This is a genomic window from Neotabrizicola shimadae, from assembly GCF_019623905.1.
In the GTDB taxonomy this organism is placed as follows: domain Bacteria; phylum Pseudomonadota; class Alphaproteobacteria; order Rhodobacterales; family Rhodobacteraceae; genus Neotabrizicola; species Neotabrizicola shimadae.
Genome location: NZ_CP069370.1, coordinates 1929143 through 1951273, shown reverse-complemented (window position 1 = coordinate 1951273; position 22131 = coordinate 1929143). Strand labels below are relative to the sequence as shown.

General features: G+C 64.9%; 24 protein-coding genes. 7 read left to right on the top strand and 17 right to left on the bottom strand.

What is annotated here, in order from left to right; all coding sequences use genetic code 11:
• Window positions 1-182: 182 nt before the first annotated feature.
• The 8 genes from JO391_RS09395 to JO391_RS09360 all read right to left on the bottom strand — a co-directional run bounded on the left by JO391_RS09395 (window position 183) and on the right by JO391_RS09360 (window position 5396).
• Window positions 183-824, bottom strand: coding sequence for an OmpA family protein (locus JO391_RS09395; protein WP_220664274.1), 642 nt, complete (start codon window positions 822-824; stop codon window positions 183-185).
• Complete coding sequence (locus JO391_RS09390) at window positions 824-2224, bottom strand: type II and III secretion system protein family protein (RefSeq protein WP_220664273.1); 1401 nt, start codon at window positions 2222-2224, stop codon at window positions 824-826. Before JO391_RS09390 ends, JO391_RS09395 begins: the two co-directional genes overlap by 1 nt.
• A 204-nt stretch (window positions 2225-2428) precedes the next feature.
• Complete coding sequence (gene cpaB / locus JO391_RS09385) at window positions 2429-3286, bottom strand: Flp pilus assembly protein CpaB (protein WP_220664272.1); 858 nt, start codon at window positions 3284-3286, stop codon at window positions 2429-2431.
• 64 nt (window positions 3287-3350) lie between these two features.
• Entirely contained in the window at window positions 3351-3557 is a 207-nt protein-coding gene (locus JO391_RS09380; protein ID WP_220664271.1) for a hypothetical protein, read from the bottom strand.
• Window positions 3558-3785: 228 nt separating this feature from the next.
• Entirely contained in the window at window positions 3786-3992 is a 207-nt protein-coding gene (locus JO391_RS09375; RefSeq protein ID WP_220664270.1) for a pilus assembly protein, read from the bottom strand.
• Between the two features lie 261 nt (window positions 3993-4253).
• On the bottom strand, window positions 4254-4460 hold the full coding sequence (locus tag JO391_RS09370; protein WP_220664270.1) for a pilus assembly protein: 207 nt from the start codon (window positions 4458-4460) through the stop codon (window positions 4254-4256).
• A 261-nt stretch (window positions 4461-4721) separates the two neighbouring features.
• Window positions 4722-4928: a pilus assembly protein gene (locus JO391_RS09365; RefSeq protein ID WP_220664270.1), complete on the bottom strand. Its 207-nt coding sequence runs from the start codon at window positions 4926-4928 to the stop codon at window positions 4722-4724.
• A 261-nt stretch (window positions 4929-5189) separates the two neighbouring features.
• Window positions 5190-5396, bottom strand: a complete 207-nt coding sequence (locus JO391_RS09360; RefSeq protein WP_220664270.1) for a pilus assembly protein — start codon at window positions 5394-5396, stop codon at window positions 5190-5192.
• A 367-nt stretch (window positions 5397-5763) separates the two neighbouring features.
• Here JO391_RS09360 and JO391_RS09355 point away from each other — a divergent pair, with 367 nt between their 5' ends.
• Complete coding sequence (locus tag JO391_RS09355) at window positions 5764-6642, top strand: lytic transglycosylase domain-containing protein (protein WP_220664269.1); 879 nt, start codon at window positions 5764-5766, stop codon at window positions 6640-6642.
• Here the strand turns inward: JO391_RS09355 and JO391_RS09350 are convergent.
• From JO391_RS09350 to JO391_RS09330, 5 genes are all read right to left on the bottom strand, one after another.
• Entirely contained in the window at window positions 6639-6929 is a 291-nt protein-coding gene (locus tag JO391_RS09350) for a GNAT family N-acetyltransferase (RefSeq protein ID WP_220664268.1), read from the bottom strand. The two genes, JO391_RS09355 and JO391_RS09350, sit on opposite strands and share 4 nt — an antisense overlap.
• Window positions 6922-7551 (bottom strand): CoA transferase subunit B, encoded by a 630-nt coding sequence (locus tag JO391_RS09345; protein WP_220664267.1) that lies wholly within the window; start codon window positions 7549-7551, stop codon window positions 6922-6924. Before JO391_RS09345 ends, JO391_RS09350 begins: the two co-directional genes overlap by 8 nt.
• Entirely contained in the window at window positions 7551-8255 is a 705-nt protein-coding gene (locus tag JO391_RS09340) for a CoA transferase subunit A (RefSeq protein WP_220664510.1), read from the bottom strand. The genes JO391_RS09345 and JO391_RS09340 overlap by 1 nt, the downstream gene beginning before the upstream one ends.
• Before the next feature lie 81 nt (window positions 8256-8336).
• Window positions 8337-9539, bottom strand: a complete 1203-nt coding sequence (locus JO391_RS09335; protein WP_220664266.1) for an META domain-containing protein — start codon at window positions 9537-9539, stop codon at window positions 8337-8339.
• A 511-nt stretch (window positions 9540-10050) separates the two neighbouring features.
• Window positions 10051-12582: an arylsulfatase gene (locus JO391_RS09330; RefSeq protein ID WP_220664265.1), complete on the bottom strand. Its 2532-nt coding sequence runs from the start codon at window positions 12580-12582 to the stop codon at window positions 10051-10053.
• Between the two features lie 402 nt (window positions 12583-12984).
• On the opposite strand from JO391_RS09330, the gene JO391_RS09325 reads away from it, so the two are divergent.
• The 6 genes from JO391_RS09325 to JO391_RS09300 all read left to right on the top strand — a co-directional run bounded on the left by JO391_RS09325 (window position 12985) and on the right by JO391_RS09300 (window position 17350).
• The gene (locus JO391_RS09325; RefSeq protein WP_220664264.1) at window positions 12985-14001 is read left to right on the top strand and encodes a helix-turn-helix transcriptional regulator; all 1017 of its coding nucleotides are present in this window, start codon (window positions 12985-12987) and stop codon (window positions 13999-14001) included.
• An 87-nt stretch (window positions 14002-14088) separates the two neighbouring features.
• Window positions 14089-14832 (top strand): porin family protein, encoded by a 744-nt coding sequence (locus JO391_RS09320; protein ID WP_220664263.1) that lies wholly within the window; start codon window positions 14089-14091, stop codon window positions 14830-14832.
• A 22-nt stretch (window positions 14833-14854) separates the two neighbouring features.
• Complete coding sequence (locus tag JO391_RS09315) at window positions 14855-15631, top strand: DUF2092 domain-containing protein (protein WP_220664262.1); 777 nt, start codon at window positions 14855-14857, stop codon at window positions 15629-15631.
• 1 nt (window position 15632) lies between these two features.
• A complete protein-coding gene (locus JO391_RS09310) occupies window positions 15633-15839 on the top strand; it encodes a hypothetical protein (protein WP_220664261.1) in 207 nt (68 codons plus the stop codon).
• Window positions 15840-15959: 120 nt separating this feature from the next.
• On the top strand, window positions 15960-16874 hold the full coding sequence (gene ppk2, locus JO391_RS09305; protein WP_220664260.1) for a polyphosphate kinase 2: 915 nt from the start codon (window positions 15960-15962) through the stop codon (window positions 16872-16874).
• A gap of 59 nt (window positions 16875-16933) precedes the next feature.
• The gene (locus JO391_RS09300; RefSeq protein ID WP_220664259.1) at window positions 16934-17350 is read left to right on the top strand and encodes a CBS domain-containing protein; all 417 of its coding nucleotides are present in this window, start codon (window positions 16934-16936) and stop codon (window positions 17348-17350) included.
• On the opposite strand, the gene JO391_RS09295 is transcribed toward JO391_RS09300, so the two are convergent.
• From JO391_RS09295 to JO391_RS09280, 4 genes are all read right to left on the bottom strand, one after another.
• Window positions 17347-18855, bottom strand: coding sequence for a trimethylamine methyltransferase family protein (locus JO391_RS09295; RefSeq protein ID WP_220664258.1), 1509 nt, complete (start codon window positions 18853-18855; stop codon window positions 17347-17349). The two genes, JO391_RS09300 and JO391_RS09295, sit on opposite strands and share 4 nt — an antisense overlap.
• Complete coding sequence (locus tag JO391_RS09290; RefSeq protein WP_220664257.1) at window positions 18852-20915, bottom strand: oxidoreductase; 2064 nt, start codon at window positions 20913-20915, stop codon at window positions 18852-18854. Before JO391_RS09290 ends, JO391_RS09295 begins: the two co-directional genes overlap by 4 nt.
• Window positions 20916-21075: 160 nt before the next feature.
• Window positions 21076-21615: a peptidoglycan-binding domain-containing protein gene (locus JO391_RS09285; protein ID WP_259444870.1), complete on the bottom strand. Its 540-nt coding sequence runs from the start codon at window positions 21613-21615 to the stop codon at window positions 21076-21078.
• Window positions 21616-21692: 77 nt separating this feature from the next.
• Window positions 21693-22118 (bottom strand): OB-fold nucleic acid binding domain-containing protein, encoded by a 426-nt coding sequence (locus tag JO391_RS09280; protein ID WP_375155694.1) that lies wholly within the window; start codon window positions 22116-22118, stop codon window positions 21693-21695.
• Between the last annotated feature and the right edge of the window lie 13 nt (window positions 22119-22131).

Genomic DNA, 22131 nt, shown 5'->3' with positions numbered 1-22131 from the left:
CCCGGAACCGGCGAACCGTGCGCGGCTGCTCATCCCGCGCGACTGTTGCCATGGTGCCGAAACTCACCGGGAATGGTGGCGACAATTGGGCTGAAAGATCGTGAATCTTTGATTTTCGTCCAAGACGGAAACAGCCGCGGCCCCTGCGGGCACGCGGCTGTCGGCTTTCACTTCCCCTATGATCAGTTGCCGCCTGGATCGACCTGGGTTTCTATCTCGACGACTTGCGGATGCGGCCGGGTGGCGCTTTCCACGTATTCGCGGAAGACGATTTCCGCGTACTTGCCGTTCAGTGGGATCGGCTGGGCCTTCACGAAGCCCGAGACCTCGGTGACAGCGCGGCGGTTGCGGATTTCCGGGCCAGGCACCGGGATCAGCGGGCGCGTCTTGCCGTAGGACACGATCGCTTCGAGCCGCGAGCGAGAGATGCCAAGTTGCGAGAAGTAGGCAACCACCGCATTCGCCCGGCGCAGGCCAAGCTGATAGTTGTATTCCTTCGTGCCCACGTTGTCGGTGAAGCCATAGACCCGGAACCTCAGTTCGGGGAACTGGCGGATCCAGTTGGCCTGCTGCCGCAGGATCGCCTGGGCCTGAGGCGTCAGAACCGACGAGTCGAACGCGAAGTTCACGGTCGGGTTGACTTCGCTGGCGAAGCGCAGCCCCAGGGCACGTTCGGCAGAGATGTCGCCCTGCATCAGCTGCGAATTGTTCATGGTCGCGCCGCCGAACTGTCCCTGGTCGATCTGGGACCCGGCAGGGATGTCGCAAGCCGCGAGGGTTGTCATGGAGAGTGCAGCGAAGACAGGCAGGAAGCGCATCCGCATCACTCCATCACATAGCCGTAGGAGCCGCTGTAGTCCTGTCGGGCCACTTCGCCCGCCGCTCCGGTGTTGGACCCGGCAGTCTTGCCGAACAGGAAGAGCTCGCGTTCGGTCGGGATGCGGACCCGGTCCGTCGGCAGGGCCAAGGCCTCGCCGCGCGTCGGGTTCACCAGATGCGGAGTCACGATGATGACCAGTTCGCTTTGCGCGCGCTGATAGTCGGCCGAGCGGAACAGCGTGCCCAGGACCGGAATGTCACCCAGCCAGGGAACCTGTCCGTTCAGGTCGCGGAAGTCATCCTGCAACAGGCCGGCGATGGCGAAACTCTCGCCGTCGCGCATCTCGACCGTGGTGGCCGTTTCGCGCACCTTGAAGGCGTTGACCGAGAAGCCCTCGGACTGGATGGTGATGGAGGAGTCGATCGCCGAAACGGCGGCGTTGATCGTCAGGTTGATGATGTTGCCATCGACCACCACAGGAGTGAAGCCAAGCTGCACGCCAAACGGCTTGTACTCAATGCCGATCGTGCCATCACCGCCCGCCACCGGGATCGGGTATTCGCCGCCGGCAAGGAAGCTTGCTTCCTGGCCAGAAAGGGCGGTCAGGTTCGGCTCCGCCAGCGTGCGCACCATGCCCTTGGATTCCAGCGCCTCCAGCAGAACCGCGAACTCCAGGTTTCCGGCCGTGAAGCCAAGGCCAAGAGCGCCCTCGACATTGTCGCGCGGCGTGATGGTGGAGTTGCTGATGTCGTTGTCACCCTGCAGCCAGGTTCCGCTTTCGCCGATTACGCCGACGTCGCCGCCGGTCGAGCGCAGCGCGATGGAGGATGACAGGTTCTTGGCGACCGAACGTTGCATTTCGGCAAAGCGCACCTTCAGCATCACCTGCTGCGTGCCGCCCACCGTCATCAGGTTGGACACCCGCTCCGGCGCATAGCGGTTGGCCAGGTCAAGCGCGCGATCCAGCTTGGCGGTCGAGGACACGGTGCCTGACAGCACGATCCCGTCGTTGGCCGTTCGGACCTCGATGTTTTCGCCCGGAAGGATCTGCCGCAGACGTTCCTTGAACTCTGCGATGTCGGGGGCGACGTGGACCTCCACGTTGGAGATAAGCTTGCCGTCCGGACCAAGCAGGGTCAGCGTCGTGCGCCCGGGCGTCTTGCCCAGCACGTAGATCGTCTTGTCCGACAGCGTCGAGATGTCGGCGATGCCGGGGTTGGCGATGGACAGTTCGGCGAAGGGGATGTCGCTTTCCACCACAACGGCGCGGTTCATTGGCACGCTGAGAGGGGCTGTCTCGGACCCCTGCATGACCCGCAGGTTCTGCGCCATGGCCGGCGACATGGGCGAAAGTCCCAGCGCCAGGCCAAACAGACCCGCCGCCCAATGCAAACGCATGCTCATGTGACCTGCCCTTTCGATCACGCCTCGGTGCGGGTTCTTCTTGCCCGCTCTTTTGTGCATCCTGCGCTAAGCGCCGTTTTTTTGCAACTATCAGTCGGTTGTCCGCTGCTCTTTATGTGGATAACCTGCAACAGGCGCGAATAGTTGCGAAAAGGAAAGCCGGGACCTCCATAGATGGGGTCCCGGCACGATCTTGTCGCTGCGTCAGTTGGTGCAGGGAATCTCGGTGATCTGTACTTCGCCGCCCTTGCGGGTCTTCAACGTGCAGACCTTTGCTTCGGCGATCACGGGTGCCGGTTCGGGCTCCTGTGCATCGACGATACCAAGAAGGCTCTTGCCGTTCACTTCGACCGACGTTGCAGTATCGGCACTGGACCCGACAAGCGACAGGGCCATCCGACCCGTTGCCTGGGCTTGAGCCAGGCGCGCCACCTGCTGCGGCGAGGCCGCAACGGTCACTGTCCGGGCGATGACGGCACCGCCGCCCGAATTGTCGGTGCTGGCTTGCTGGTCGATCGCCACGATCCGCAGGGAGCCTTCGATGAGCTGCGTCACGTCGGTTTGCTGGCCCGGGGCGGGGCCGGTCCAGTAGACATCGACAAAGTCAGAGGGCTGCAGGAAGCCCGACACGCCACTCGCCACATCGACACGGATCGCAAACGCCCGCTCGCCGTCCTTCAACTGGCCGTTCAGGCCGGCCGGTTCGCCGGGATCAGTCACTTTCGACATGAGGACCGGCTCGAACTTTGCCATCGAACGGGCGACGAAGCGCGGCTCGGAATTGCCTTCGGGGAACAGAAGAGCCTCGTCCCGGGCAATGTCCTTGGGCAGGGCGTTCTCGGGCCAGTAGATCTTCTGTACGTCGTCCTTAGTCAGCGGGTCGCCATAGTTGCGGTCCTTGTTGACCACGAAGACTTCGACCAGCGGGCCCGCCTTCGCGCGTGCCGCGCGTTCCTGCGCCAGAGCGTTCTGGGTCTGGCTGATGTAGCCCTGTGCCATGTACACGGCCGCGCCGGCAAGCGCGACGCCCACCATCAGGACCAGTGCGAATACCATGCGCATCGTCAGTTTCCTTTTGCCTGTATGCCTGGAACCGGTTCAGCAGCGCCTCTTCTGCGGTCGATCCTCAGTCGTTGCCGTAACCCACCTTGAGGTTGGATATGTAGTTGGCGATCCCGGAGGCCGAACTGTCGGCCGAGAACGCAACGGGCAGCAACACCACCATGCCCAACCCGATGACCGCGGCACTTAGGACCACCCAGTCGACGGTGATCGCGCCCGACTCGTCCAGCGAGAAACTGGCCTGGACGTTCCTTTGCGGGTCAGTGGTCATGCTCGTCGTCCTTCGTGTCCGTGCCGCATGCAGTTTCTGCGGGCACCCTCGCCCCAGAAGCCGGGGTACACCGGCAATGTGGCGAGAATACGGAGCGGGTCGGGCCATTGCAGGCCCCGGAGACGGGCTTTTCGCGGCCTGGCCCTCAGGGGTGTGCGCCGCTGCCGGAAATGGCGAAGGCCGCGCCCTTTCGGGACGCGGCCTTGCCTGTGACCTGCGTTGTGCGGATCAGTTCGAGGTCTGGTTCTCGTAGCCCGAAGCGCGCTCGCCCAGGTCGTCCACGATGGAGTTGCCCAGGCCCTGGATGCCGCCGCCGACGGCGACCATCACGACCATGCCGAGGCCGACGATGGCGGCGGTCAGCACGACCCAGTCCACGGTCACGGCGCCCGACTCTTCGGACTTGAACGACTTGAAGATGTTCAGCAGTTTCATGGTGTTGTCCCTCAGGATCAGTGTTGCTCGGTTCGATGATCGTCTCCGGGGGGTCTTCGATCCGGCCTCTGTTCCGGTCGTCCCGTTCGATCTGGGCTCAGATAGCCGTCCGAAAGTGGCTCGATTGCGGCGCGTCCGGGGAAAGTTGAGGGTCTTTGCGCGGAAAGGGTGGGGCGCCGGACGGTGCGGATCAGCGGCCGGAAACGGCGAAGGCCGCGCCCTTTCGGGACGCGGCCTTGCCTTTGACCTGCGATATGCGGATCAGTTCGAGGTCTGGTTCTCGTAGCCCGAAGCGCGCTCGCCCAGGTCGTCCACGATGGAGTTGCCCAGGCCCTGGATGCCGCCGCCGACAGCGACCATCACGACCATGCCGAGGCCGACGATGGCGGCGGTCAGCACGACCCAGTCCACGGTCACGGCGCCCGACTCTTCGGACTTGAACGACTTGAAGATGTTCAGCAGTTTCATGGTGTTGTCCCTCAGGATCAGTGTTGCTCGGTTCGATGATCGTCTCCGGGGGGTCTTCGATCCGGCCTCTGTTCCGGTCGTCCCGTTCGATCTGGGCTCAGATAGCCGTCCGAAAGTGGCTCGATTGCGGCGCGTCCGGGGAAAGTTGAGGGTCTTTGCGCGGAAAGGGTGGGGCGCCGGACGGTGCGGATCAGCGGCCGGAAACGGCGAAGGCCGCGCCCTTTCGGGACGCGGCCTTGCCTTTGACCTGCGATATGCGGATCAGTTCGAGGTCTGGTTCTCGTAGCCCGAAGCGCGCTCGCCCAGGTCGTCCACGATGGAGTTGCCCAGGCCCTGGATGCCGCCGCCGACAGCGACCATCACGACCATGCCGAGGCCGACGATGGCGGCGGTCAGCACGACCCAGTCCACGGTCACGGCGCCCGACTCTTCGGACTTGAACGACTTGAAGATGTTCAGCAGTTTCATGGTGTTGTCCCTCAGGATCAGTGTTGCTCGGTTCGATGATCGTCTCCGGGGGGTCTTCGATCCGGCCTCTGTTCCGGTCGTCCCGTTCGATCTGGGCTCAGATAGCCGTCCGAAAGTGGCTCGATTGCGGCGCGTCCGGGGAAAGTTGAGGGTCTTTGCGCGGAAAGGGTGGGGCGCCGGACGGTGCGGATCAGCGGCCGGAAACGGCGAAGGCCGCGCCCTTTCGGGACGCGGCCTTGCCTTTGACCTGCGATATGCGGATCAGTTCGAGGTCTGGTTCTCGTAGCCCGAAGCGCGCTCGCCCAGGTCGTCCACGATGGAGTTGCCCAGGCCCTGGATGCCGCCGCCGACAGCGACCATCACGACCATGCCGAGGCCGACGATGGCGGCGGTCAGCACGACCCAGTCCACGGTCACGGCGCCCGACTCTTCGGACTTGAACGACTTGAAGATGTTCAGCAGTTTCATGGTGTTGTCCCTTCCTACAGGAGTTGGTCCGTTTCAACCGGTCCGGCCATCCGCGCTGGCTGTCATCTTGCCGCTGCCGTTCGGTATGGGCTCATATGGCAATGCAATCGTGGCGAGACTTGGGAGCCACTCGGGCATTTTCGGTCAACCTGAGGTTTAAGTGCCGAAATCGTCCAACCATCTGAAATCAAGAAAAAGAAAGTTGGCGGAACTCCGCAGCGCGCCGCGGCAGAGGCCAGTTTGGCGTGGCATTTGGGTCGTTTTCGGCAGGAATTGGGAGAACGCCGCAGCTTTGTCTCGCCAGGAAAGCGGTTCTTCGGCCATACTGACATGAAGAAGAACGAAAAAGACAACGAGCAGTACAGCGATGCGGCGCCTGGCAGGCATGACAGCCCTGGCGTTTCTGATGGTCCTCCCCGGGCATGTTTCGGGCGAGGCCTTGTCTCCTGCGAACAGCTTTACCTTCAAGCGCCTCAAGCCGCCCGATGCCACGACGGCGAAGCGGATCACCGTCCAGATCGACCCGGAAGAGCAGGCCCGGCTGATGGCGCTGCCCGAGAAGAAGCCGGAGGAACCGGAGCCGGAGGCGAAGCCCGAAGATACCGCTGCGCCCAGTGTGGGCCCTGCCGACAGTCCTCCGGCGGTCTCGTCCGACTATGCCTGGTTCTGGGAGACCGTCCCCACGGCCCTTGGCGCCGTCTCGGGCCGGTTCCCGCTGGCGCTGGCGACCCTGTCGCAGGGACCTGGCGGCGCTGCGGTGCATTCACCCCGGATGCAGACGATGCAGCAAATGGCCGACAACTGGGGAACCGAAATCCTGAAGGCCACTATCGGCACCGAGGTCTCTCCGGCACTGGTGCTGGCAGTCATGGCTGTCGAAAGCGGGGGGCGGGCGGATGCCGTATCCAGCGCCGGGGCCACGGGGCTGATGCAGTTGATCCCCGCCACTGCCTCGCGCTTCGGCGTGTCTGACTCGAAGGACCCGGTCCAGAACATCAAGGGCGGGGTCGCCTATCTGGACTGGCTGATGAAGACCTTCGACCGTGATCCGCTGATGGTTCTGGCGGCCTACAACTCGGGCGAGGGCGCGGTTCAGGCCAACCAGGGCGTTCCGCCCTATGCCGAGACACGCGACTATGTGCCGAAAGTCCTGGCGGCCTGGCAGATCGCCTCTGGCCTGTGCATCACGCCGCCCGAGGTCGTGACTGACCCTTGCGTCTTCAAGATCATCTCGGCCAGCAACTAGACCGAGAAGACATCCGCCCATTCCGGGTGACGTTTGCGCATCGCGTTCACGAAGGGGCAAAGCGGCATCACCTTGAAACCGTTTTCCCGCGCATCCTGAACTAGGTGCGTCACGAGGGCGAGACCCGCCCCCGTGCCGCGAAAGCTGTCCGGCACCCCGGTATGGTCTGCAATGATCAATGTCGGGGTGGTGATCGAGAAGGTCAGCTCGGCCTCTTCGCCATCCGTGCGGATGACATAGCGGCCCTTCGAGCCGCTGATTTCCTTCTCGATCACGAAATCAGCCAACGATTGTCGCCTCCGTTGCCGCGCGCAGCTCTGCCTCGGTCACGCCATCGGCGCATTCCACGATCTTCAAACCGCCCGGCACCACGTCCAGCACGCCGAGGTTGGTGATGATGCGGTTGACCACGCCCTTGCCGGTCAAGGGAAGGGTGCACTTGTGCAGCACCTTCGATTCGCCATGCTTCGAGGTGTGGTCCATCACCACCACCACACGGCCGACGCCCGCCACCAGGTCCATCGCCCCGCCCATGCCCTTCACGAGCTTGCCGGGGATCATCCAGTTCGCCAGGTCGCCCTCTTCCGAAACCTCCATGCCGCCCAGGATCGCCATGGCGATCTTGCCGCCGCGGATCATCGCGAAGCTTTGTGCCGAGTCGAAATAGGCGGTTTGCGGCAGTTCCGTGATGGTTTGCTTGCCCGCGTTGATCAGGTCCGGGTCTTCTTCGCCCTCAAAGGGGAAGGGGCCCATGCCCAGCATCCCGTTTTCCGACTGCAGCGTGACCGAGACGCCTTCGGGGATGTAGTTCGCCACCAGCGTCGGGATGCCGATGCCAAGGTTCACATACCAGCCGTCCCGCAGCTCCTGCGCGGCCCGCGCCGCCATCTGGTTCCGATCCCAAGGCATCACACGGCCTCCTTCTTGCGGACGGTGCGCTGTTCGATGCGCTTCTCGTGAGGGCCCTGGATGATGCGGTGCACATAGATGCCCGGCAGGTGGATCGTGTCGGGGTCCAGGCTGCCAAGCGGCACGATTTCCTCGACCTCGACCACGCAGACCTTGCCGCAGGTCGCCGCCGGCACATTGAAGTTGCGCGCGGTCTTGCGGAACACCAGGTTGCCCGACGGGTCGGCCTTCCAGGCCTTGACGATGGACAGGTCGGCCACGATGCCGCGTTCCAGGATATAGGTCCGGCCGTCGAAAACGTGGTGCTCCTTGCCCTCGGCAATCACCGTGCCCACGCCTGTGGCGGTGTAGAAGCCGGGAATGCCGGCGCCGCCGGCCCGCATCCGCTCGGCCAGCGTACCTTGCGGGTTGAACTCCAGCTCCAGTTCGCCCGACAGGTACTGACGCATGAATTCGGCATTCTCGCCCACATAGGACGAGATCATCTTCTTCACCTGCCGCGTCGCCAGCAGAACGCCCAGACCGAAGTCGTCCACACCCGCGTTGTTGGACGCGATTGTCAGATCCTTCGTGCCGGCGTCCTTGATGGCCGCAATCAGCAGCTCCGGAATCCCGCACAGGCCAAAACCGCCCGCGGCAATGAACATGCCGTCGAACAGCAGACCATCCAGCGCCTCGGCGGCGCTGCCGTAAACCTTCTTCATCAGGGAAACCCCCATGCAAACTCCCGGCGCCATAAGAGACCGGGCCGCGGCCGCCGTCAATCGCCGCAGCGCGGCAATGGGTCAGGGTGCGGGCACCGCCGTCACCACAGCTCGGTCCTGCGCCATCAGCACCAGCGCACCCGAGTCCTGGTCGAAGTCGAAGCTGGTCACGGCTTTCAGCGCATCCATGAAGCCGCGTTCCACTGCCATCAGCGGGTCGGGGCAGGCCATCATTGTCATCGCGCCGGGCTGAATGGTCAAGCTTTCGCCCGTGAGGGTGACGCCGGCGTTATACCGGTTGCAGGCCGACTTGCCCGACAGGCTGCCTGCGGCAAAGCTCATCGTGACCTCTGCATCCGGGGGCAGCGGGCCGCCGTCGATCGCCCGCACCACCCAATTGCCCTTCAGGAGTTCGGCCGGATCACCACCGCATCCGGCCAGCTCGCTTTCGCCGGCTGTGACCGAAACGGTCAGTGGATAGACCATTCCGGCCATCGTATCGCGGCATAGCTTCGGGCTGACCGTCACGGTCATTTGCTCGGTGGCAAAGACGCTGCCATCCTCGGTCTGGTTCGCGGGCGGCAGGGCGGTGCGGACCTCGGTGCCATCCTGCGTGGACAGGACCATCCCCTCGGCCGAGACGTTCAGCACCCAGCCGGGCTCGTTGCCGCGGGCAATGAAGGGCAGGGCCGCCGGCGCCGCTGTGGCCACGCAGTCGGGCAGTTCCTTGCCCTCGATCGTCACCATTGCTGTGTCGCCCTTCGTCCAGATCATCGTCTCGGGCGTCTTGCCGTCACTGTAACGCGCGCCCGAGCCCGAGATGGCCTGCGGCAGTTCATAGACCACGCCGCCCACGCGCAGCCGCGCTTCGTCGCCAACAAAGCCCACGTCCACCACGGTGTCGCCGCAGCGCATCTGGCTGGAGAATCCCATCGGAATGAAGGCGTTCAACTGGATCAGACCCAGGTTCACATCTGCGTCGCCGGCATCCACCGGCACCATGTCCGAAACCCATTCGGGCGAGCCGCCCACCAGGATCGCCGCCCGCAGGAACAGGGGACCAGCGTCGTCGGTCGAGATCGAGAAGGGGAGGGGCACCTGCTTGCCGTCCGTCGCCGCGCGGTATTCGCCGACCATCCCGCCCGGGCCGGTCAATTCGACAACGACCGTCGCGCCCGGGTCCAGCGCGATGCGCTGCAGATAGCCGACTTCGCCCGAGACGTCGCGGGCCAGCGCGGGAAGGGCAGCAGACAACAGCAGGCCGGCAAGGGCGATGCGGGACATGGGAACACCTCGTTCGGATCTCTGCCCGACCTTGCCCCAGCGGGGGCCGCGCCGCAACCGGCGATGGTGCCGCGCCGCCCCCTTCCGCTCGCCGCCCATGCCGCTATGCTGGCGACGCCGGCCCGGAGACGGGCCATGCGGACGTGGCGGAACTGGTAGACGCAGCAGACTTCAATTGGAGTGCCCGGGGAGAAATCCCCGGTGCAGAACCGCTCAAAGTCGGGGAACGCTTCGGGGGGATACCCCCCATGCCAATCCCGAGCCAAGCCCCGGTTGCCGAACGGCGCCGGGGAAGGTGTAGAGACTGGACGGGCGGCGCCTAAAGCCGAAGGGCCATGGCGAAGGGACAGTCCAGACCACGAACGCCCCGCAAGGGCGCGGCGGCGAAAGCCGAAGTGGCAGGAAAATCTGCATCCCGAAAGGGAGTACGGGTTCGATTCCCGTCGTCCGCACCACAGGCCAAGGCAAAGGGCCGGGGAGAAACTCCCCGGCCCTCGCCATGCGTTCGGTCTTAGTTGTCCGAGGCCTTCTTCATCGCTTCTTCCAGCTTGGCCTTGTCCGCGTCGCTCAGCACCGGCCGGTCGATCTTCAGCTTCAGGCTGTCGATCGTGCCGGTAAAGGCGAAGGGCACCTTGTAGACCTTGTCATTCACCGGGGTGCCGGTGTCCTGGCCGATGTCCATGTTCTCGTCCCAGGCCAGGATCAGCGGGATGGTATGGGGCATCTTCTCGGTCGCCACGACCTTGCCGTCCACGCTCAGCGTGCCGGTTCCGGGCCGTCCGATGCCTTCGACGCTGTTGAAGGCCAAAGTACCGATGCCCAGGCCGTCGTACTTGAAGTCGAAGACGATCTCGTGCTTGCCGGCCGACAGGACTTCTGGCGACTGCCAGGTGACCTGCTTCAATCCGACAAGGTTCCAGTCGAAGGTCGGCTTGCCCTTGTCGATGTAGAAGCCATAGCCGGCAAAGCGACCGCCCTGGGTGACCAGCATGCCGTCGCCGCCGCCTTCTGGTACCGTCACCTCGGCAGTGTAGGTGTAGGAGGCGTTCAGGATAGACGGCGCCACACCGTTCGAGATGCCGGTCATGCGGGTGGTCAGGTCGAACTCATCCCGACCAGCAGTCACGCTGGGCCGGGGCTCGACAAGGCGCGTGGCGACCGAGGAGTCGAGCGGCAGCACCTGATACTTCTTTGCCTCGGTCCAGAAGACGTCCTGCAGTTCCTTCAGCTTCTCGGGGTTTTCGGCCGCTAGGTCGCGATCCTGCGTCCAGTCCTTGCTGATGTCATAGAGCTCCCAGGTCTGCTTGCCGGCCGGGTCGGGGTTCGTCGCGCCCTGCGTGTCCCAGGACGGGCGCTGCACCTTGGTCACCGCCATCCAGTCCTCGTGATAGATGGCGTACTCTCCCATCATCTCGAAGTACTGTGTGCGGTGGTGCGAAGGTTCGTCCTTGTTTGCCACATCGAATGCATAGGCAAAGCTCGTGCCCTCGATCGGACTTTGCGGGATGCCGTCCACCACGGCGGGCTGCTGGACGCCGGCAACCTCCAGGATCGTCGGCAGCACGTCGATCACATGGGCGAACTGCGTGCGGACGCCGCCCTTGTCGGTGATGTGGCCGGGCCAGGCCACCGCCATGCCCTGCTTTGTGCCGCCGAAATAGCCCGCGATCTGCTTGGTCCACTTGAACGGCGTGTCGAAGGCCCAGGACCAGGCCACCGTCATGTGGTTGTAGGTGTATTCGGTCCCCCAGATGTCATAGAAATCCTTAAGCTGGTCTTCCACCGGCACGTTGACGCCGTTGAAGCTTGCCACCTCGTTCGGCGTGCCGATCAGCGTGCCTTCCGCCGACGCGCCGTTGTCGCCCGAGATGTAGATGATCAGCGTGTTGTCCAGATCGCCGTTGGCCTCGACCGTGTCCAGGACCCGGCCAATCTCATGGTCGGTATAGGCCAGATAGGCCGCATAGACGTTGGCCTGCCGGATGAACATCTTCTTCTCGTCCGCCGTCAGCTTGTCCCAGTCCTTCAGCAGGTCCGAGGGCCAGGGCGTCAGCGTGGCATCGGCCGGGATGACGCCCAGCTTCTTCTGGTTGGCGAAGATCTGGTCACGCAGCTTGTTCCAGCCTTCGTCGAACAGATGCATCTCGGTGATCTTGTCCACCCATTCCTTCGTCGGGTGGTGTGGCGCATGGGTGCCGCCGGGCGCGTAATAGACGAACCAGGGCTGGCTCGGCGACAGGGTGTTCAGCTGATCGAGATAGCTGATAGCTTCATCCGCCATCGCGGTGATCAGGTTGAAGCCCGTCTCGGACTCGTAGGGATAGATCTGCGTCGTGTTGCGAAACAGGTTGCCCGGCGTCCACTGGCTGGTGTCGCCGCCCATGAAGCCGTAGAAATAGTCAAAGCCCATGCCGGTCGGCCACTGGTCGAAGGGGCCCATCATGCTGATCTGGAAGCCCGGCGTATTGTGGTTCTTGCCGTACCAGCTGGTGTTGTAGCCGTTGTCCTTCAGGATGCGGCCGATGGTGGCCTTGTCCTTGGTGATGACGGAATCATAGCCCGGATAGCCCGTCGCCTGTTCCGCGATCACGCCGAAGCCGGCGGAGTGATGGTTGCGCCCCGTCAGCAGTGCCGCCCGCGTGGGCGAGCAGAGTGAAGTCGAATGCATGTTGGTGAAGCGCAAGCCCATCTCGGCCACGCGGTCCAGAGTGGGCGTGGGAATCACGCCGCCAAAGGTCGATGGCGCGCCGAAGCCGACATCGTCGGTCAGGATCAGCAGCACGTTCGGCGCGCCTTCCGGCGGGGCAATGCGCGGCTGCCAGAACGGCGTTGATTGAAGTGCATTCGGCTCGATCTTTCCAGCGAAGGGGATCCCCGGTGCTGGCAGTTGCAGTCCGTCGATTGCCCGTGTCGCTGCGGGCGAGCCAAGCGGGGCATCCGATTGCTGCGCTTGAGCCGGCTGAACAAGGATAAGCACCAGGCCGGCCGCCACGATGGCAGTCGAAAGCCGACCGAGCCCTCTCCGTCTTGCGTCCAGTTTCATGTCTCTCCAACTCCCACTGTGGCCCGGCAAAAGCACCGGTGTCACCACGCTCTTGTCTCGTCTCCTGTTCGGGGCCGTACCCTCGGCGATACCGGCTTCCGACACCGACGCATCGGGCGGACCTCCTCCATCCTCGCCTCTGAGGATGCGCGCGCGTCCACGGGCGCCATCGTCCGCATGGGGTAACAGTCGCGTTACTGTCGGTCATGCGCTTTTCTTTTCGTGCCAGAAGACAGCCCGCCTCACGTCGTCGGGCAGGCATGGCAGCAACCGTTTCGCACGCACTTGACACGGCCACGTGCAGTCTCCGTGATCGCCTCGTCGCTTCCATTGAACGCCCCAAGCGTGTAGGGAAACGATAAATGCGTGACCCACGGCCCTCCGGGGCGGTTCGAGGTTTTATTGGCCAGATCCATCCCCCTTATCCGCGCGGCAGCGATTCATCCGTTCGTGAAGTGGGCGGCCGAAAACCGGCGCCCCATTGAACCCATGCTGAACGATGTCGGCCTGCCTCACGTGTGGATGGAAGAGCCCAATCTGCTTATCCCGCATTACGCCATGGTGGACCTGCTTGACCGCCTTCAGCGCGAAGAGGGACCGGATATCGGCTGCCGTGTCGTCAAGGAAACCAGCCTTCTTGAAATCGGCCTCATCGGACGGGCGGCCATGACGGGCCGGTCGCTGCGCGATGCCATCAATCGGGTCGCGGCGGCGCAGCCCCATAATACCAGCAACGCCTTCTACTCCGTCTTGCCGACGCCCGGCGGTCTGGTTCTCCAGCACGGCTTCAATATCCCGATGCCGGCCCAGGTCATTCATGTCGCAGAAAGCTTTACGGCCGCAATGATCGGTTCGCTGCGCGGATTTCTGAAGCTGCGCGGGCGCATGTTCGACCGGATCGATATCCTGCCCCATCCCGATCATGGAATCGCCCATCTCGCCAAGTGGTTCGATTGCGAGATCTGCGCCGCGACAAAGCCGCCTCTTTCCGTACAATTCACGGACGCTGCGCTTGACAGCCCACTTGTCCGCGTAAATGCGCCCCCGCCTTCCAGCCCCGCCCAGGACGGCCCGCGCCTGCACGACATCGGCATGGTCGAAAGCACGCGCATCCTGGTGCGCTCGATGCTGCGCTCCGGTGCGCCCACGGTCGAACGCATGGCGCATTTCGCCGGCATGTCCGTGCGCAGCTACCAGCGCCGCCTGTCCGATGAGGGCCAGACCTATTCGGCCCTGGTCGAGGAAGAGCGCCAGCGCCTCCTGCAGCGCTCGCTTGGCAACAACGACATTCTCTTTGGCGAGGTGGCCGCCCATCTTGGCTACGCCCGCCAGTCCAGCCTGACGCGGGCCGTGCGGCGCTGGACCGGAAAGGCCCCGAAGAAGCTGCGCGACCAGGGACGGACCGACCGTCCCGCGTGATCTGCGATCGCACGACTTGGCACTATCGGTCAAACTCGCGCAGTGAGATGATCTAATGAAGGCTCAGACTCGAAAGGAGTGCATCTCATGACCCGCGGTCTCGCCGCAGCCGCCATCGCGCTTACCGCCGGAGTTTCCGCGTCCAGCGCCCAGGCTCAGGATTGGGCGTACAAGGCCACGATCTACGCCTGGCTTCCCAGCCTTGACGCAACTGTCGGCACCGAGTTCGGCGATATCAATGCAAGCCAAGGCTCTGGCGATGTGATCTCCAGCCTCGACATGGCCTTCATGGGGACCTTCGCCGCGCAGAACGACCGGCTTGGTTTCGTGCTCGACTATATCTATGCCGACCTCACCGCATCCGAGAAAACGCCCTTCGGCAAGCTCTTCACGGAGGCGAAGGTGAATCCAACGGTGGGCGCATTGTCCGGCTACATGCTGTATCGGCTGACCACAGATTCTCCTGTAAAGTTCGATGCCGGCGTCGGGTTCCGCAACTTCAACATCGACGTGACATCGACGCTCACCCCCGGTGCGCTGGCTGGCCGCAGCATCTCGACCTCCAGCAATTTCACCGATGCCCTGCTGGCCGCCCGGGTCGAGGCGCCGATCAGCGACCGCTGGTTCTTCAACGGTTTTGCCGACATCGGCGCCGGCACGGACAACAGTTCGACCTGGCAGTTCTATGCCGGGCTCGGCTACCAGATCGACGAGAACTGGTCCGCCCAGTTCGGCTGGCGCTACATGAACGTGTCCGGCGACACGGCGGGCTCGACAGATCTCGACCTTGATCTCAGCGGCGCCCTCGTGGGCATCTCGTACACATTCTGACCCCTCCGTGAAGGAAAAGAGCATGGTCTCCACCACTTCCCTGCGCACCACCTGCGCGGCCCTGGCTTTCGGCCTGGCCTGCGCCGGCCTGCCGGCCCTCGCCGGCGAGACCGAGGCCAAGGACATCATCACCGCGATGTCGGAATACCTCGGCTCGCAAACGACCCTGTCCTTCGACTATGAATCCACGGTCGAGGTCATCACCACCGACGCACAGAAGCTTTCGGTCACCTCGTCGGGCAGCCTCGCGATGGAGCGTCCCGACAAGCTGCACGTCAGCCGCTCCGGCGGCTTCGCCCAGGTGGCCGGCGTCTTTGACGGCAAGGCCTTCACGGTGGAAAACCTGACCACCAAGAACTACGCCGTGTTCGACGCCCCCGGCTCGGTCGAGCAGCTTGTCGAGAAGCTGCGCACCGATCTCGGCCTGGTCCTGCCGGCAGCCGATCTGCTGGATGCCGACGTCGCCAGCCAGATCTTCGCGCAGGCGAAAGACATCAAGGACCTGGGCAGCGGCGTGATCGCCGGCACCGAATGCGATCACATCGCCTTCCGCGCCGACGACCTCGATTGGCAGCTCTGGGTTGCGCAGGGTGTCGATCCCTATCCCTGCCGCTACCAGGTCACCAGCCGCAAGGTGGACGGGATGCCCGATTACACGCTCACCGTGTCGAATTGGGGCAAGGGCTCGGCCAAGGCCGATTTTGCCTTCAAGCCCTCCGAAGGCGCCACCAAGGTGGAGATCAAGGAACTCGCCGGGGTCGATGAAATCGCCGGCATCTATGTCGTGAAGGGGAACTGAGATGATGCGCCGCCTCTCCATCTTGACCGTCGCGCTCTTCGCCACCAGCCTCGTGCTGGAAATGGGCGAAGGCATCTGGCTGACCGGCGCGCCCCGCCTCGCCACCCCGGCCGAGGCCATCGTCGGTCGGCCGCTGACCCCGGTGTCGGTCGCAGGTGTCGCGCGCCGCACCACGCGCCGCTGCGCCGTGGGCGTGTACTACTGCTGATCTGCCGATCGTGCCGCGTGAAGGGCGGGCCAGCGGCCCGCCCTTCGTCACATCGGCACGCACCTGTCATGCCGCTGTCATACTGTCGTGGTCAGTGGCGCTGACCCCCGGAGGCAGACCATGACACAAGACGATCTTGCTGGCCGCGACTGGCTGGAAGCCGAACTTCTCGATTCCTTTGATGAAGAGGTCGAACTCGAACTCGAGGATGCAGCCCTCTCCCAGCAGATCGCCCGCATCTACAAGGACAAGCACCCCGACCAGATCGACCGCCGCGTCTATTTCCAGTCGTTGCTGCGGCTCCAGTCCGAACTCATCAAGCTTCAGGACTGGGTGCAGTATCACAAGCAGAAGGTCGTGGTCATCTTCGAAGGCCGCGACAGCGCCGGCAAGGGCGGCGTGATCAAGCGTATCACCCAACGCCTGAACCCCCGCGTCGTACGCACCGTGGCGCTTCCCGCGCCGTCTGACCGTGAAAAGACCCAATGGTACTTCCAGCGCTACGTTCCCCATCTGCCGGCGGGCGGCGAAATCGTGCTGTTCGACCGCAGCTGGTACAACCGCGCCGGGGTCGAACGGGTGATGGGCTTCGCTTCCGAAGACCAGGTCGAGGAGTTTTTCCGCGACGTGCCAGAGTTTGAACGGATGCTGGTGCGCTCGGGCATCCGCGTGGTGAAATACTGGTTCTCCATCACCGACGAGGAACAGCAGTTCCGCTTCCTCATGCGCATCCACGACCCGATGAAGCAGTGGAAGCTCTCGCCCATGGACCTGCAATCCCGCGTGCGGTGGGAACAGTACACCAAGGCCAAGGAAGAGATGTTCGCCCGCACGAACATCCCCGAGGCGCCCTGGTACATCGTGGAAGGCACCGACAAGAAGCGCGCGCGCCTGAACTGCATCGACCATCTGCTCGGCCTGATCCCTTACGAGGCCGTCCCTCATGAGGACATCACGCTGCCCGACCGGGTGTTCAACCCCGACTACGAACGTGCAGTCCTGCCGCCCGAGCTTTATGTTCCGAAGAAGTACTGACAAAGCGTCGCGGCGCATGATGCGTTGCGACATGTCATGATGGGGCAGGGGAGAGCAGCATGTTCGTGAAATCGGTTCGGGATGTGGTGGCCGCGCGGGAAATACCCGCCGTTCAGGCTGACGTTGGCGTGCGCGATGCCTGCGAGCTTATGGACGCCTTCGACATCGGCGCGCTCCTGGTGCTCGAGGGGCCGTCCCTGGTTGGCATCCTGTCCGAGCGTGATGTGGTGCGTCGCTGCGTGCTGGCCGGCTATGATCCGGTGGAGACTCCGGTCAGCGCCATCATGACCGGCGATCCGGCCACAGTGCAGGCCGACCAGGGCCTGGCCGATGCCATCGCCGCGCTGGAACAGGGCGGATTCCGCCATCTGCCGGTGATGGACGGCGAAACCCCGATCGGCCTTCTGTCCATCCGCGACGTCCCTGTCGAATATCTGATGCTCTGGGAACGCTTCCACCAGATGAAGGGCAGCTAATTCATCGGCGCGCCGCCCTCGGCCTTGCGCCGCGAGACATAGGCCGATAGCGCTTCGTCCACAGCCGGATCCAAAGCCGGGTCCTCCGCTTCGGCCAGCAGGTTGCGCCAGATCTCTTCGGCCCGCGCCTCGGCGGCCACGCCGCCCTTTTCCAGCCAGTTCGGATAATTGTCCCAGTTCGCCACCATCGGCCGGTGGAAGGCGGTCTCATAGCGCCCCATCGTCTGCGTGGCGCCAAAGAAATGCCCGCCGGGGCCGACCTCGGCAATCGCCTCCACCGCCAGCGCCTCGGGCGTCACCTCCATCGGCTCGGCCCATGCATCCATCATCTGCAGCATCTCGGCATCCAGGATCAGCTTCTCGAAACTGGCCGTCAGCCCGCCATGCATCCATCCCGCTGCGTGCTCGATCAGATGCGCGCCGCCCGTCACGGCGCCCCACAGCGCCATCTGGCTTTCCCAGGCAGCCTGAGCGTCCACCGCATTCGCTGCCGTCACGTTTGAACTGCGGAACGGCACGCCGATGTGCCGCGCCAACTGCCCGGTGGCCTGCGCCGCCTTGGCATATTCCGGCGTGCCAAAGGCGGGCGAGCCCGAACGCATGTCCACGTTGGAGGTGAAGCCCCCATACATCACCGGCACGCCCGGCCGCACGATCTGCGTCAGCACGATCCCGGCCATCGCCTCGGCATGCTGCAAGACCAGCGCGCCGGCCAGCGTCACCGGCGCCATGGCCCCCGCCAGGGTAAAGGGCGTGATCACGTTTACCTGGCCATGTTCGGCCATGCAGATCAGCCCCTCGGCCATCGGCACGTCCAACTGCAGGGGCGAATTGGTGTTGATGATGCCCAGAAGCACCGGCCGGTCTTGCAGCCTTTCAGGCGAGGTCCCCAGCATGATCGCCGCCATCTCGATCCCGTCCATCGTGCGGGCCAGCCCCAGGGTCTGGGTCTGCCAGGACTTGTCCAGACAGCGGATCTGCGCGTGATAGATGTCCAGGTGCCGGGTGTTGGCGGGCAGGTCCAAGGGCTCGAAGGGGCAGCCGCCTTCCTGGTGGATCACGTTCAGCGCCTGCACCAGCCGCAGGAAATCCACCATCTCGGAAAAAGTCCCGTCCCGCCGCCCCTTGGCCCGGTCCATCACATAGGCCGGCCCACCGACCGAGGCATAGATGCAATGCCCCCCGCCGACCTTCAGCGACTTCGCCGGATTCCGCGCCTCCAGCGTGAACCGCTTCGGCACCGTCGCCAGCCGTTCGGCCACCAGCCCCGGATCCAGGCGCACGATCAGCTCGTCCACCTCGGCGCCCGCCGCCCGGAACAGCGCGCGCGCCGGGTCGTGCAGCACCCGCATCCCCTGTTCCGCCAGCACCTTCAGCGCCGCGCCATGGATCGCCGCCACCTGATCGTCCGAGATCACGCACAGAGGCGCATAGACCCGCTCCACCTGGCCGAATGGACGCTGCGCCAGCCCGGTGCCCCGCGCGGCCCTCGGACGCCGGCTCACGCCAGGGCCTCCACATCGGCGGGCAGGAACGCCGCATCCCGACGCGGCCGGTCCGGCCCGGCCCCCACCAGCCGCGCCGTCTTGTGCCCCTGATAGACCGCATGGACGATGGCCCCCGGCGCCAGCGCATCCCCTGTCAGGTGGACCGATCCGTTGCCGCCGCGCGCGGCCACCAGCTCCTCATACAGCGCCGATCCCCCGGCCCGTGTCCCCACCACCACCAGCGACCGTGCGGCAATCTCGGAGGGCGCGCCGGACATGATCTGCGCCAGCGTGACGACCTCGCCATCGAAGCCGGCCACGATCTGCAGCGGATGCTGCGCGATGCCCTTCTTCGCAAAGCTCTGGTGCACCAGCGGCTGCTCGTTGGTCATGAACCCCCAGGCCGAGGCCGCGCCCGCCGTGGTGACATAGCTCACCGCCAGCCCCCGGTCGGCCAGCGCTTCGGCGATGGCCGTGCCCAGGTAATAGTTGTCAAAGTCGAACACGGCCACCGGCCCCTCGGGCACCACACCCGCCGCCAGGTCATCGGGCGAATAGACCCGCGGCCCCCCCGCCCAGCCATGCGGCAACTCGTTCGGTCCGCACAGATCGGTCAGCCAGCGCGCCCCCGTCGCCACCACCACATGATCCGCGCCGAACTCCTTCACCTCGGCCGCCGTCAAAGGGCTTTCGGCGAACAGCGAGACATTGGGCATCTTGCGCAGTTGCCCCAGCCGGTAATCCGCCACCCGGTACCACTGCCGCAGCCCCGGCAGCGCCGTCTCCCACAGAAGCCGCCCGCCGAACTCGCGCTTCGCCTCGGCGACCGAGACGCGGAATCCCCGCCGCGCCAGGGTCAGCGCCGCCTCCAGCCCCGCCGGCCCGCCGCCGACCACCAGCGCCTCGCCCTCGGCGTCGCGCTTGACGATCTCCGGATGCCAGCCGCGCCGCCATTCTTCGCCCGCCGTGGGGTTCTGCGTGCAGCGCACGAAGACCCCGTCATGCCACGAAGAAATGCACATGTTGCAGCCGATGCACTCACGGATGTCCTCTTCCCGCCCCTCGGAAATCTTGGTGGGCAGGAACGGGTCGGCAATCGACGGCCGCGCGCCCCCGATGAAATCCAGCACACCCTTGCGGATCATCGACACCATCGTGTCGGGCGAGGTGAAGCGGCCCACGCCCACCACAGGCTTGTCCGTCACAGATTTCATGAAATCCACGAAGGGCGCATGGCTGCCTTCCGCCGTGTACCGGCTCGCCGCGCAATCGGTCGCCGAATAGTCCATCTTCACGTCAAAGAGGTCGGGCGCATCCTTCAGATACCCCACCACCTCGTGCCCCTCGCTTTCGGCCACCTCCGACGGCCGCCCGCGCAGTTCCTGCATCGACATGCGCAGCGCCACCGCACAACGGCCATGAGTCGCCTCGCGCACCGCGTCGATCAGCTCTTCGACCAGCCGCACCCGGTTGCGCACCGATCCGCCATAGGCATCGGTGCGGTGGTTATAGTCCGACATCAGGAACTGATAGGGCAGATAGCCCATGCCGGCATAGACATACAGGATGTCGAACCCCGCCTGCTCGGCCCGCACCGCCGCCTCTGCGTGCCAGCGGATGAGGTCGCGGATATCCCCCGCATCCATGACCTTCGGCCGGGCCGAGGACATGAACCCCACATGCGTTGCCATCCACGGCACGCCCGATGGCGACAGGGGCGCGGCCCGCGTCGTCCGGTTCACCGCCGCTGCACCGCCATGCCACAGCTCCACCGCCGCCAGCGCGCCATGGTCATGGACCGCATCGCACATCAGCGCATGGGCGCGAATATCTGCCTCGTCCCACAGCGTCGCATTCGGAAAGGGGCTGTCGTCCGAGGACGGGTCCACCGAACAAGCGCCGGTGGACACCACGCCCCAGCCGCCTTCCGCCTTCATCCCCCGGAAGGCCGCCCGCACCCGCGGATTGGCATTCGTCATCCCGCTCGCATGAGGCACCTGGAAGAACCGGTTCTTCGCCAGCTTCGGCCCGATGCGGACCGGCTCGAACAGCACGTCATAACGGGGGTTGCGGGCCATGGCGCGTCCTTTGTTGAATATGTGTACAATAAGACTGTGCAAAACAAAGGCAAGCCCCTCCCGCAAGCCTGCGGGCTTCCTCTTTGGTCACCTACTCTTGGGGGGAGCCGCGTCCCCGCCGGGGCCGGGGGCAAACAGCCCCCCGCCTGGCCTCGACGGCTCAGCGCGTGAAATCGCCCGCGATCAGGCCCAGTTGCCGCGCCGCGGCCAGTGACAGCTTGGCGCTGTCCAGCCCGCGCTCGGCCTGGAACTTCTGTACCGCCGCGCTGGTGGCGCCATCCATCACGCCCGTCACGGGCGCCAGGTACAGCCCCCGTGCCTTCAGCGCCCGCTGCAACGAGGCGATGAAGGCCACGGTGAATTCCTCAGGGCAGGGGGCCTGGAACCAGATCTCGGTGCGCTCTTGCACGATCTTCTGTCGGGTGTCGCTGCGAAAGGCCGCCGGCCGGATCACGGCGCCATCCGGGCCGCGCTCCTCCGGTGCGACCTGGACCTGCTCTGTCACGGTCTCGATCACAAGGGGCGCCACATCCTGCGCCCAGCAGGCACCCTCGGGCTTTTTCGGTGCCGCGGCGCCGGGATGGATCTCGACGGAAAGGTCGCCTGTTTCCGGCGCCTTGGGCACGGGCGGCCCGCCACAGGCCATAAGCCACGCAAGGACCATCAGCGCCCAACCGCCGCGCCCGATCCCTGTCCGCATCCTGCCCGCTGCCCGTCTCTGGTTTTTGCCTGCCGTATCCTAGCGGCATTTGCCGCAGGGTGAAAGCCACTCGCCGCTCAGGGCTGGTCGCCCGCCCGCACGCCATCGGGACGGAAACCGGGTTGCAGCAGCCGGTCCAGCATGGGCGACAGATCCTCGATCAGTTCGGCCACCACATGCACCACCCCCGCCTCGCGCTGCAGCTTGCCCGTCACCCGCAACAGCCGCCCCGCGATCACCGCGCGGCGGAACCGTTCAAAGACCTTGGCCCAGACAACGACATTGGCCACGCCCGTCTCATCCTCCAGCGTCACGAAGATCACGCCCTTGGCGGTGCCCGGCCGCTGGCGCACCAGCACCAGCCCCGCCACCGTGACCCGCGCGCCCGAAGGCGGCTCGTCAAGCCGCCCCGCCGGCAGCGCCGCGGGCGGCCGCGGCCAGGTCATCGGCGCAGGGCGCGGTTCGTACCAGTTGGACACAGGTGTCGTGGCGGGACGGATCATGGAACAAACATAG